The following is a 12807-nucleotide window of genomic DNA, read 5'->3' as shown; positions in this document are numbered from 1 at the left end:
GAACTCCTCCATCAAGAACCGCCCCGAGGGCTGTAGATCGACCACCGTGGGCGTGCCGCGCCCCACTCGGCTCCAGTCGTCCAGGGTCAGATCCACACCAATCCGTCCGGCAATCGCCTTGAGGTGAATCACCGCATTGGTGGAGCCGCCAATGGCGGCGTTGGTACGGATGGCGTTGTCGAAAGCTTCCTTGGTAAGGATCTTGGAGAGCCGCAGGTCTTCGTTGACCATCTCGACAATCCGGTTACCCGAAAGGTGTGCCAGCACGTAGCGGCGAGAGTCTACCGCAGGGATCGCCGCATTGTGGGGTAGCGAGGTGCCCAGGGATTCCGCCATGCAGGCCATGGTGGAGGCGGTGCCCATGGTGTTGCAGGTGCCCGCAGAACGGGACATGCCCGCTTCGGCGGCCATAAAGTCGTGGAGTGAAATCTCACCCGCCTTGACCTGCTCAGAGAGTTTCCAGACCACGGTGCCGGAGCCAATATCCTTACCTTTGTGCTTGCCGTTGAGCATTGGCCCGCCGGTGACCACGATGGTGGGAATGTCGCAGCTTGCCGCACCCATCAGTAGCGCCGGGGTGGTTTTGTCGCAGCCCACCAGCAGCACCACCGCATCGATGGGATTACCGCGAATCGCTTCCTCCACGTCCATGCTGGCCAGGTTGCGGGTAAACATCGCGGTAGGCCGTAGGTTGGATTCGCCGTTGGAGAACACCGGAAACTCCACCGGGTAGCCACCCGCCTCCAGCACGCCCTGCTTCACGTGCTCCGCCAACTTACGAAAGTGCGCATTGCAAGGTGTGAGCTCCGACCAGGTGTTGCAGATACCGATGATCGGTTTGCCCTGAAACTCATGGTCGGGAATGCCCTGGTTTTTCATCCAACTGCGGTACATAAAACCGTTCTTATCAGCCGTGCCAAACCATTCAGCACTGCGCAGCGGACGTTGACGTTGGCCCATGAGGTTAACTCCTTGTTTTAGTTCGGTGACGGCTGACGACCTGAGAGTTGGCGTCGAGAGTGGGTGCCGAATGCGCAAGACACTAAACTACCCCGTCAATCTAGTCGACCATACAAAAGTATATGTTGAACAATTGCTCTTAATGTTCAACATTACCCTCCCACGTGGGTCATTGGCCCGTTGCATTACAGCGTTAACCACCACGCTCTCCACAACAAAAAACTTGAGGAATAGTGCTATGCTCAAATCGAAATACAGCTCGCTACTCACTGGTTCCGTGCTACTGCTGGGCCTCTCTGCGGCCCAGGCAGCCGAGTACGAATGGAAATTTCAGGCGTCAGAAACCTCGGGCGAACCCAGCTTTAAGATCAAACAAGAGTGGGCCGAGCGAATTACGGCAATGACCGATGGCCGTGTTGAAATCGAGGTAATGCCGATTAATTCCGTGGTTGGCCCTACTGAGACATTGACCGCCGTTAGCTCAGGGATTCTGCAGGGTCATATGACCGACCCCAGCTACTTCTCTGGCCAGGATCCGGCTTTTGGTATGCTCGGCAATCTTGTTGGTGCTTGGCAGAACCCCTACGATTTCCTGGAGTACATGAAATACGGCGGCGGTGAAGAGCTTTACAACGAACTGGTCGAACCCTATGGCGCCCATTTGATCAGCGCAGCGACCTTTCCGTTGGAGTCGGTACCCTCCACGGTGCCCATCGAATCCATCGCTGACTTTGAAGGGCTAAAAATCCGTGCCCCTCAAGGCATGGTGTACAACATCTTCGAGCGCATTGGCGCCACACCCGTTAATCTGCCGGGCTCTGAGGTGTATACCGGCCTGGAAAAAGGCGTAATCGACGCCGCAGACTCCACGGTGCTCTCGAATAACGACGCCATGGGTCTGCACGCTTTCGCCCCCTACCCGCTCTACCCTGGCTTTCACTCCATGCCCATGATCGCTGTGTCGATCAATAAAGACATCTGGGATGGCTTGCCCGAGGAGCTACAGACGACCCTCAATACCGCCTTTGATGGCATGGCCTACGACCTGATTGCCCGCCTCAAGGAGCAGGATATTGAGACCCTGCAGCGGCTTCAGGATGACCCAGACGTTCACCCCTTCAACTTGCCCGAAGAAGAGCGTCAGAAATTCCGCACCGCGGCTGAGCAGGAGTGGCAAGAGTGGGCGGGTGAAAATGAGATGACTCAGAAGATTTATGACTCGGCGACCGCCTTTTTGCGCTCGCGCAATCTGCTCTAACTCTGTGCTCTCAACTCTCTGCTCACAACCGGCCTCATTAATCTAACCAACGCAGCGCTCGGGCAAACACCCCGAGCGCTGCGCGTAGAGTCGCGCCATGTCCCAAAAAACGCCTGACAATCAAACTCCTTCGCCGAATACCCAGGATCTCCCCGAGATCCTCGAAACGGTGGAGGAGGTGTCTCCCGAACGTAATGCTTTAGACCGCTTAATTGCACGGGGCGGCCGTGCCGTTTCCTGGCTCGTGCTGGTCGCGATGGGCATCAGCGTCGTCGAAGTCTTTATGCGCTACGGTTTCAACAACCCCACCTCCTGGGTACACGAAACCGTCGTGTTTCTGATCGCCGTTATCTTTGTACTGGGCGGCCCAGCGGCCATGGCGCGCAATAGCCATATCCGCGTCAAGGTGCTTTACGACAGCGCCGGGCCCAGGTTGAAATGCTGGATGGATCGTTTCAACGACCTGCTCACTCTGATTTTCTGCCTGACGATGAGCTATGCCGCCTTTCATATGTTCTGGGGAGCTTCGCATAACCCGCTCGGTGAGTGGTCGCTGGAGCGCTCCGGCACCTCTTGGAATCCGCCCTTTCCCGCTATGGTCAAGGGCATGATTCTGTTTGCTCTGGTGTTGATGACGCTACAGGCCTGCCTGCATCTGTGGGAATCGATTAAAGCGAAACCCGCTGCCAACATCGAGGAGGCTCGCTGATGGATATTTCAACCGCAACGATCCTCATGGTCGGGGCCATTTTCGCGCTACTGGTCACCGGTCTGCCGCTGGCGTTTATCACCGGCTTGGTAGCGATGGCGTTCACCTTCGGCTGGTTCGGCGAGGCGGCGCTGCCCCTGGTCACCAGCCGCGTTTATGGGTTTATCACCGAGTATTCGCTGGTGGCGGTGCCCATGTTCGTGTTGATGGCATCACTGCTGGATCGCTCCGGAATCGCCAAAGACCTGTTCAACGCCATGCGCGTCTTCGCCGGTCGCCTGCCAGGTGGCGTGGCGGTGCAGACCATCGTGGTAGCGTTCTTCCTGGCCGCTCTTTCGGGCATTATCGGTGGTGAGATCGTGCTGCTTGGGATTCTGGCGCTGCCCCAAATGCTCCGCCTGGGCTACGACAAACACCTCTCTATTGGGGTGGTGTGTGCCGGGGGCGCCCTGGGCACCATGATGCCGCCCTCAATCGTGCTGATTATCTACGGTCTGATCGCCAGCGTATCGATTGCTGACCTGTTCGCCGCAGCCGTGACGCCAGCGGTGATTTTGATGGGTTGCTACATTGCCTATGTGCTGGTGCGCTGCCTGAGAAATCCCGCACTGGGCCCGCCGTTAGATAGAGATACCCAGGATAACCCTTTCGCCACTAAGCTGGACGCGGTCAAGGCCATTCTGTTACCAGGGCTGATCGCTTTTTTAGTGCTGGGCACTATCTACGGTGGTATCGCCTCGGTCACCGAAGCCGCGGCCATGGGTGTTTTCGGTGTACTGCTCGCCACTATTGTTCGCGGCGAATTCACCCCGGGTATGCTGCACCATAGCCTTGGGCAGACCATGAATACCTGCGGCATGATCATCTGGATCGGCATCGGCGCCGCCGCCCTGGTGGGCGTCTATAATTTAATGGGAGGCAACCGTTTTGTTTCGAGCTTGATCCTGGGACTCGATGTAGCGCCCATTGTGATCATTCTGGTGATGATGGCGATTATGCTCGTGCTGGGGCTATTCCTAGACTGGATCGGGATCGCCATGCTGGCTCTGCCGATCTTTCTACCCATCGTTATTCAGCTCGGTTTCGATCCGATCTGGTTCGGCATTCTATTCGCCGTGAATATGCAGGTATCGTTCCTGTCGCCACCCTTTGGGCCCGCCGCCTTCTACCTTAAAAGCGTGGCACCGCCGGATATCAGCCTCAAGGATATTTACCTGTCCGTACTACCCTTTATGGCCATTCAGCTGTGCGTACTCGCGGCGCTATTGATGTGGCCGCAACTGGCCATTTGGCCACTATGATGACCGCTACACTATTGACTGACTCTGCATAAGGAGACCGCCATGCGACTGATTCAGTGTGACCACCAGGGCCAGGTTCGCGCCGCCCTGGTCGAAAGCGAAGAGCAGGTCAGACTGCTCGACTGCGACACCTACACCCTGGCCAATCGGGCCATTGCCGCCGGCAAGCCACTTAGCGACATGCTGACGGAAGCATTGACCGACACACGCCTGGATTATCAAGCGCTGGTCGACACTAAACAGTTGCTACCCCCGCTGACCCATACCGACCCGGCCCACTGCCTGGTCACCGGCACCGGCCTTACCCACCTGGGAAGTGCCGATACCCGCTCGGCAATGCATGCCAAAGCCCAGGCCGCGGAGGAGGATATGACCGACTCCATGCGCATGTTCAAGCTGGGCGTGGAGGGCGGCAAACCCGATGCAGGCCAGGTAGGTGCACAGCCGGAGTGGTTCTACAAGGGCGATGGCCAGTGCGTGGTGGCGCCAGAAGCGGAGATTCCATCCCCCGCCTTCGCCGAAGATGCAGGCGAGGAGCCTGAGTTGGCGGGCCTCTATGTGATTGGTGATGACGGCCAGCCCTGGCGGGTCGGCTACGCCCTCGGTAACGAATTTTCTGATCACGTGACCGAGCGCTTCAACTACTTGTGGTTAGCTCACTCCAAGCTACGCGCCTGCAGCTTTGGTCCCGAACTGTTGATCGGCGAACTACCTGATCATCTGGAAGGCACCAGCGCTATTCATCGCAGTGGTGAAACAGTGTGGGAGAAGCCCTTTCTCACCGGCGAGGCCAACATGGCCCATAGCCTGGCCAACCTGGAATATCACCACTTTAAATACCCGGGCTTCCGCCGCCCCGGCGATGTGCATGTGCACTTTTTCGGTACCGCGACACTGAGCTTCGCCGACGGCATCAAGGTGCGCGAGGGCGATCGCTTTGAGATCAAAATCAAGGAGTTTGGTCGCGCCCTGCGCAACCCTCTACGGGTGGAAGCAGACCCACCGCCCATCAGCGTAAAGTCGCTTTAACGTACTCTAACCACCCCAGCAGGAGGAAGTATGACTCTGGAAGGTAAACTACTGATCGGTCAGCAGGCCATTAGCGGCCAACAGGCTGACATTCATGCGGTAAATCCCGCCACCGGCGAAACGCTGGCGCCCGCCTACCCCGGCGGCAGCAAGACCGAGGTCGAACAGGCCTGCGCATTAGCCGAGGCGGCTTTCGATAGCTATCGCGAGACCTCCTTAGAGGCGCGGGCCAGCTTTCTTGAAGCCATTGCCGCCGAGATCGAAGGGATCGGCGATGAGCTGATCGAACGTGCCATGGCCGAAACCGGCCTGCCCCGCCCGCGTTTAGAGGGCGAACGTGGACGTACCTGTGGCCAGTTGCGGCTGTTCGCCTCGGTAGTGCGCGCAGGTGAATGGCTGGATGTACGTATCGATCCGGCCATGCCCGATCGTCAGCCGCTGCCCCGCGCCGACCTGCGTCAGCGCCATATCGGCCTGGGCCCGGTGGCAGTGTTTGGCGCCAGCAACTTCCCGCTCGCCTTTAGCGTTGCCGGTGGCGATACCGCCTCCGCACTGGCCGCCGGCTGCCCGGTAGTGGTCAAGGGCCACTCTGCCCACCCCGGCACTTCTGAGCTGGTAGGTCGCGCCATTCAACGCGCCGTTGCCAAGTGCGAACTCCCTGAGGGCGTTTTCTCGCTGCTGTTTGGCTCGGGCCGCGAAATCGGTCAGGCGCTGGTTGCCGACCCTCGCATCCAGGCAGTAGGCTTTACCGGTTCACGTAACGGCGGCACGGCGCTCATGGCTACCGCCCAGGCGCGGCCGCAGCCGATCCCGGTTTACGCCGAGATGAGCTCCATTAACCCGGTGTTTCTACTTCCGGAAGCCCTCAAGGCACGCGGTAAAGCGATTGCGGAGGGATTTGTCGGTTCACTCAACATGGGTGCCGGGCAGTTCTGCACCAACCCGGGGCTAGTCATTGCGGTTCAGGGCCCTGAACTGGACGCCTTTGTTGCGGCGGCCGGTGAAGCAGTTAAGGGCAGTGCTGCCCAGACCATGCTGACGCCGGGTATCCATGATGCCTACCAACAGGGCGTAGGCCGACTCGCCAGCCACGCCAAGGTGACCGAGGTGGCACGCGGCCAGGCAGGTGAGACAGCTCACCCCTGCCAGGCCGGGCTGTTCGTTACCCAAGCCGAGGCGTTTCTGAGCGACCCCGCGTTACAGGAAGAGGTGTTCGGTTCGACTTCATTGGTGATCGCCTGTGCTGACACCCAGGAAGTGGCCCGCGTTGCGGCTCAGTTAGAAGGCCAGCTCACCATTACGCTGCAGATGGATGACGGTGACTTGGCGACTGCCAAGCAACTGCTGCCGACGCTGGAGCGCAAGGCCGGACGTATCCTGGCCAACGGCTGGCCGACGGGTGTAGAAGTGTGCCACGCCATGGTGCATGGCGGCCCTTATCCTGCCACCTCGGATTCACGCACGACCTCAGTAGGTAGCGCTGCGATTTTCCGCTTCCTGCGCCCAGTGTGCTATCAGGCGCTGCCGGAAGGGCTACTGCCCGACGCTATTCGTGATGGCAATCCTGCAGGAGTATCGCGCCTGGTCGATGGCAAGCGTGAATAACGTAATAAAGCCAGCGATGGCTTCACGATAGTCTTATAAAACAGACTTACGAACTAGCGCAGCGAGGCCATATTTGCCTCGCTGCGCTTATTTCATAGTAACTGACAGACTAGGGCCTGTTGACGTTTCACTCGCGGCCGCGCTGGAGCCCGTTTTTATTCGCGGCAAGGCAGGAGGAGAGACGTTTGGTGGTTCCAAATGAACGACGACTAACGCCGCCGCGGATAAAAACGGGCCCAGCCCTTCGGGTTGCCCCACAAAGCGCGCCATACGGCGTTGCAAAACTTGAAAAGGGAACCACCCTTCCCAGCGTTTTGCGCCTTGTCTGACGCGCTTTGTGGGGCAACGCGGTTCGCGATGAAACGTCAACAGGCCCTAATATACACTTCCTGATTTATGCTGCTGATAGCGATAAGCTTTAATCAAAAGCGGTGAGCACCATAGTAGAATCACCGCAATGCCAAGCCCCGCACTGATTGGTCTTGCAAAGAAGCTCGTTAAGTCACCACCGGTACGCAACATTGCGCTCATGAAATTATTTTCAACAACGGAACCCAACACTAACCCAAGAATGGCTGGCGCCATTGGAAAGTCATTCACAGCCAATACATAAGCCACTAGCCCTACAATAAGCATTAACCAAATATCCACAACGCTATTATTGATAGCGAAAGCCCCTACAATACAAAAGCATAATATTATGGGCATGAGTACCCGGCTGGGTGTTAGGATGAAAAACTTTGAAAGTCGGATAGCCATATAGCCAATAGGTAGCATCATCAAGTTAGCTAAAATAAACACCATAAACAGCGCATAGATCAACCCACTCCCATCCATAAAAATAGTGGGCCCAGGATTCATCCCTTTCATGTATAAAACGCCAATGACGATGGCCGTAATAGAGTCACCAGGAATCCCAAAGACTAAAGCGGGCACCCATGCACCACTGATGCCGGAATTATTAGCGGAGCTTGCATCCATGATGCCTTCTATATTACCGGTGCCATATTTGGCACTCTCTTTTGACCTACCCTTTCCCACACCATACGAGATCCAGGCCGCAATATCTGCACCCGCGCCCGGCAGTGCACCAATCAACGTGCCGATTGAGCTACCACGTATCATGTTACGCCAGTAACGTTTAATATGCCCAGGTACATTGTGGAAGACACTATCGTTATCGACGATACTGATTGTTTTCTTCTCAGATTTTGAAGCGTAATAGCTCATCAGTTCATTTAGAGCAAACATACCAATCATAACGGGTATAAAGTTAATACCGGCCATAAGGTCGGGCACTCCAAATGTAAAACGTGGAGCACCACTCATCATATCAAGCCCGACGGTTGAAAGCAGAATGCCAAAAAGAAGTGAGAGGAATGCTTTTGTTCTAGAACCAACTGAAATAAAAATTGAACAGCTTAACCCGAGCACCGCAAGCCAAAAGTACTCAAATGCACTGAACTGCAGCGCTACCTCAGCAAGGGATTGAGCCACAACAATTAAAACGATGGTGCCAAAAATACCGCCAAAAACAGAACATACTAAATTAATACCTAAGGCCTCTCTTGCCCTGCCTTTTTTCGCTAATGCGTAGGACTCCCCTACATAAGCAGCCGATGCAGGCGTGCCCGGTATATTTAGATAGGTGCCCGGGATATCACCCGCAAAGATCGCCATCGCCGATGTCGTTACAATGGCAGCAATAGCCGGGATGGTATCCATGTAGAAAGTCAACGGTACTAATAGTGCTACTGCCATTGTCGCAGTAAGGCCGGGGACTGCACCTACAAATATACCAAACAGTGACGCCGCTAAAATAACCAGCAAGGTTTCAAAATTTAAAACCAGCCCAACCCCATTCATTAAGATATCCATGGCAGGCTACCCCCTAATAGAAGACCTTGCGGCAATGGAACGAGCAAGTAGCGCGAGAAGATAAAATAAATAGCTGACGACACTGCTAGAGACGTTGCCAATGCTATGTAGGGTGATGTTTTTCTTAATAACATCAGCAAAAACATAATGATCATTATCGTCAACATTGCACCAAGGTAGTCGCTTGCCAGGATATAAAAGACAATAGATATTGGTGGCAACAACATTGCCCAATTCTTTTTCTCAGGCAGTGAGCCAGCTAGGGATGGATTACCGTGTGCTTCTTGCGCGACAGCTTTTTTTCTAAGCCATAATGCATTCAAGGCAAGTACAGCCCCGCCGAGGCAAAATCCCCCCCCTATGAGGGAGGGGAAAAGCGAAGGCCCATACTGCAGGCTTGGTAGAGTAGGAAACTGCTGGGCAGTAATGATCGTAACAATCCCAGCAATAACGAACGCTATTCCGGCGAAAAAATCCCGCATTGTCATTCCTCAGTTAGCTAAGCCAACTTGTTCAACAATTTCACCGAATACGCTATCCATATCTTCCATGAGTTGGCCAAACTCTTCCGCGTTACGCCACTCGGTACCAAACCCTTGCTGACTCATAAACCCTTGATAAGTATCACTGTTGTAAGCAGCCTCTAGTGCTGATTCAAGTGTTGCTACTACTTCTGGATCCATGCCTTTAGGCCCTGCAATTCCACGCCACTCGCCCACTTGATAGCTACTACCGATTAACTCATTAGTAGTGGGCACATCAGGGAAGCTGGGTATACGCTCTGGAGACATTACCGCAAAGCTCTTAACGCGACCGGCCTCGATCATTGAGCGGGCTTCAGGCACCGAGCTTGGTACGATATCAATCCCCCCAGACACCAGCTCAGTCATCGCTGGTGCTGCTCCTTCACTAGGAATCCAAATCACTTGGTCGGCGGGAATACCTTGATCCATCAAAAAGCCAGCAAAGGCTAAATGCCACACACCGCCTTGGCCAGTACCCGAAGCAGTAAACGTGCCTTTAGGTTCAGAGCGTATCGCTTCAAGGAGCTCTTCAAGGCTTTCATAAGGGGAGTCAGCTGCTACCTGTATGCCTGGAAAGTCGTAGTTGATTTGAGCAATAGGCGTAAAATCTTCATACGTAAGGTTCGTTAAACCCAACCAATGCATCATGTTAACTTCGCCAGTAGCCAAGCCAATCGTATAACCATCCGGCTCGGCATTAATCATGGCGGTATGACCAACAACGCCACTGCCCCCTGTTCGGTTGACAACATTGACGTTCTGCCCCAGCTCTTCTTCCAGAGCACGGGCGATAGTTCGCGCCGTCGCATCAGTGCCACCACCAGCAGCCCAAGGCACAATCAACGTAAGGGGGCGTTCGGGGTAATCCGCAAGGGCAGAGCCAGACGCTGTCATAACAGCTGCGGCTATACTTGAAGCAAAAATAGTTTTAAGGGAATGGTTTGTAATTATCATATTCATTTTCCTTTAGTAATGTATTGCTTACAATTAATTATCATTTTTGGAACTGCATGCTTTATTACTTTACGTTTTTCTTGTCAAAGACCTCCTTCACGGACTATTAAGTGGACAGAACTCTATTTATCAGAAAGCCTCTTTGAGCATGTCATAAAAGTCTTCCTTAGAGGGCGCGCGCGGATTGGTCGCCGTAGAATGATCTTCCAATGCCCACTGAGCCAGTTGATCCAAGTGCTCTTCCATGACGCCCATTTCGCTCAAGCTAGCAGGCATCCCCAATTTCACATTGAGCTTTTCAAATGCTTCAGCTAAATCGTCGTTAGGATTGAGACCCATCGCGTCTTTGAGGCAAGCATATTTTTCCTCACAGCCGGGCTGGTTAAATCTAAGCACAGTCGGCATCAACACAGCATTGAGCGTACCGTGATGAAGTTTTAACTCGTGCAGGCCGCCTAATGCATGGGATAAGGAGTGCACCGCTCCCAGCCCCTTCTGAAAAGCCATGGCGCCTTCAAGGGCCGCCATCATCATTTCATTTCTAGCCGTTAAGTTTTCGCCGTTTTCAACTGCCTCTACTAGATATTTGCTAGCGCGCGTCAGCCCATCTAAAGCAATCGCTTCAGCCGGAGGATTCACTTTGGGGCTTAAAAAGGTTTCAACGCAGTGAGCAATCGCATCCATACCCGTGGCGGCGGTCAAAAAAGGTGGTAGACCTAGCGTCAAACGAGGGTCACAAATAGCGACCGAAGGAATCAGGTAAGGAGAGAGAAAGCCAAGTTTGCGGTTGTCTTTCATGGTAATCAATGAGGCTCTTCCCACCTCACTACCGGTTCCTGCCGTTGTCGGTATTGCTATTAATGGCAGCACATCGGCTTTAATTTTTGTTACGCCGCCTTCAATCGCAGCGTATTGGCGTAACGGCCCAGGATGATTAAAAAGTAAGGCGACCGCTTTAGCTAAATCAATGCTGGAACCACCGCCAACGGCAATAATGCCGTCACATTTGCTTTCACGCAGGTAAGTAAGCGCTTGCTCTACCGCTACTTCCGTAGGGTTGGACGGCGTATCATCGAAAACACATGCGCCATCATCAAGCTGAGCAGACTCAATAACGTGTGTGATAAGAGGGGTAGCACTGAGCCCCTTATCAGTCACAAACAACGGTCGTTTTATCTTCAGCAATTGCAGCTCATTGGCTAATTCAGCAATAGCGCTTTCACCGAACTGAATTTTTGTTAAATAATTGATTATGTGGGGCATTGTCATTTCTCATTATTGTTTTGCTCGTGAACCCAGCAATCTCTTCACTCAAGGTGTCATACAGTATGACTGCGTGATAACAGTCTAGTAATGTATTTTGCAGCTGCCAAGGCCTTTACAAAAAACGCCTAGCAAAACTGTGAACGGCGGCTCAAATATGGGCATGTTCACGCTGCCCATCCACCAAGCGGATTACCTTCAGGGGATTGCTCTCCTTCAGCGCCTCCGGCAGCAAGGCCATGGGGAGATCTTGGTAACACACAGGCCGTAAGAAGCGATGGATGGCCGCGCCGTATCCAAATCACATCATCCATCTGCGGCGTAATCGTGAGCTGGCCTTCCAACTGAGCCGCAATCGGCAATTAGCTTTGTGCGCCGCGTGTATGAAAGCAATCTAGACTAGATGACCATTGCGCTCAATGAACATTATATAGAACAATAGTCTAATCGACGTACGCGGCCGGCTTGCTAGAGTGCACCCACAATGATCGCTTTTAAGCTTGCGCCTGACCCTTGCAACAAAAGCCCAATAATCAGCTTGAGGTAAACGATGAATCTCATTAATTCCCCGTCAGTTATTATTCATCTCAATCCGCGGGATAACGTAGGCGTTGCCTCAAAAGCAGTTCCAAAAGATATACCCATTGATAAAAAGGGCACGCTTGCTCAAGAAAATATTGATGCGGGGCATAAAGTTGCGCTCACGCCTATCAAAAATGGTGAGGCCGTTTTTAAATATGGCCAACTGATTGGGCTGGCTGCACGGGATATTAATCCTGGTGAGCATGTGCACACCCACAACCTCACCATGATTGAACTTAGTTCTTCATTGGAAGATTTTCAGCCCCATCAAAAAACCGTCACCGTTAGCCATTCACGGACGTTTCAAGGCTACCAACGGGCTGATGGTAGCGTGGGAACGCGTAACTATATTGGTATTCTCTCTACCGTGAACTGTTCTGCCACGGTGGCTAAAGCCGCTGCGGACGCGCTCAATCAGTCTGGGGAATTAAGCCAAATGGGGTTCGATGGTGTAGTGGCCATTACCCATGGTTCTGGTTGCGCCATGAATACTGACTCAGAAGGTTTTGCCTTTCTTGAGCGTGTTATCGCAGGGTATGCCCAGCACCCCAACTTTGCTTTTGTACTCATCATTGGCCTGGGTTGTGAGACCAACCAGGTCAAAACATTAGTCAAAAGAAAGGGGTTGGAAGATGCCTCGCGGCTAGCTTACTTTAATATTCAAGACGCGGGTGGGACACGCACTAGTATCAAAACGGCCTGTGATCACATCATGCAAATGGCCACCCAACACGGCCAACAACA

Annotated in this window: 11 protein-coding genes; 6 read left to right on the top strand and 5 right to left on the bottom strand. The window is 53.8% G+C overall.

Annotated features, from left to right (window positions below; translation table 11 throughout):
* A partial coding sequence (locus HALA3H3_RS12400; RefSeq protein ID WP_199105073.1) for a dihydroxy-acid dehydratase occupies positions 1–960 on the bottom strand: 960 nt, incomplete at its 3' end.
* A 238-nt stretch (positions 961–1198) separates the two neighbouring features.
* Here HALA3H3_RS12400 and HALA3H3_RS12395 point away from each other — a divergent pair.
* From HALA3H3_RS12395 to HALA3H3_RS12375, 5 genes are all read left to right on the top strand, one after another.
* Positions 1199–2218, top strand: coding sequence for a TRAP transporter substrate-binding protein (locus HALA3H3_RS12395; protein WP_022521929.1), 1020 nt, complete (start codon positions 1199–1201; stop codon positions 2216–2218).
* A gap of 97 nt (positions 2219–2315) precedes the next feature.
* A complete protein-coding gene (locus tag HALA3H3_RS12390; RefSeq protein WP_009287508.1) occupies positions 2316–2927 on the top strand; it encodes a TRAP transporter small permease subunit in 612 nt (203 codons plus the stop codon).
* Entirely contained in the window at positions 2927–4228 is a 1302-nt protein-coding gene (locus HALA3H3_RS12385; protein ID WP_009287507.1) for a TRAP transporter large permease, read from the top strand. Before HALA3H3_RS12390 ends, HALA3H3_RS12385 begins: the two co-directional genes overlap by 1 nt.
* A gap of 42 nt (positions 4229–4270) precedes the next feature.
* A complete protein-coding gene (gene araD1, locus HALA3H3_RS12380; protein WP_022521928.1) occupies positions 4271–5257 on the top strand; it encodes an AraD1 family protein in 987 nt (328 codons plus the stop codon).
* 30 nt (positions 5258–5287) lie between these two features.
* Entirely contained in the window at positions 5288–6862 is a 1575-nt protein-coding gene (locus HALA3H3_RS12375) for an aldehyde dehydrogenase (NADP(+)) (protein WP_022521927.1), read from the top strand.
* Positions 6863–7237: 375 nt separating this feature from the next.
* Here HALA3H3_RS12375 and HALA3H3_RS12370 read toward each other — a convergent pair whose 3' ends face one another.
* The 4 genes from HALA3H3_RS12370 to HALA3H3_RS12355 all read right to left on the bottom strand — a co-directional run bounded on the left by HALA3H3_RS12370 (position 7238) and on the right by HALA3H3_RS12355 (position 11481).
* Positions 7238–8740, bottom strand: a complete 1503-nt coding sequence (locus HALA3H3_RS12370) for a tripartite tricarboxylate transporter permease (protein WP_009287504.1) — start codon at positions 8738–8740, stop codon at positions 7238–7240.
* Positions 8728–9222, bottom strand: a complete 495-nt coding sequence (locus HALA3H3_RS12365; protein WP_022521926.1) for a tripartite tricarboxylate transporter TctB family protein — start codon at positions 9220–9222, stop codon at positions 8728–8730. Before HALA3H3_RS12365 ends, HALA3H3_RS12370 begins: the two co-directional genes overlap by 13 nt.
* A gap of 9 nt (positions 9223–9231) precedes the next feature.
* Complete coding sequence (locus tag HALA3H3_RS12360; protein WP_238326084.1) at positions 9232–10158, bottom strand: tripartite tricarboxylate transporter substrate binding protein; 927 nt, start codon at positions 10156–10158, stop codon at positions 9232–9234.
* A 189-nt stretch (positions 10159–10347) separates the two neighbouring features.
* Complete coding sequence (locus HALA3H3_RS12355; protein ID WP_022521924.1) at positions 10348–11481, bottom strand: iron-containing alcohol dehydrogenase; 1134 nt, start codon at positions 11479–11481, stop codon at positions 10348–10350.
* A gap of 550 nt (positions 11482–12031) precedes the next feature.
* On the opposite strand from HALA3H3_RS12355, the gene HALA3H3_RS12350 reads away from it, so the two are divergent.
* Positions 12032–12807, top strand: a 776-nt coding sequence (locus tag HALA3H3_RS12350; RefSeq protein ID WP_144410455.1) for a UxaA family hydrolase, incomplete at its 3' end; no start/stop codon positions are given.

Source organism: Halomonas sp. A3H3 (genome assembly GCF_000982975.1).
Classification (GTDB): Bacteria; Pseudomonadota; Gammaproteobacteria; order Pseudomonadales; family Halomonadaceae; genus Vreelandella; species Vreelandella titanicae.
This window is presented reverse-complemented; position numbering and strand designations above follow the sequence as displayed.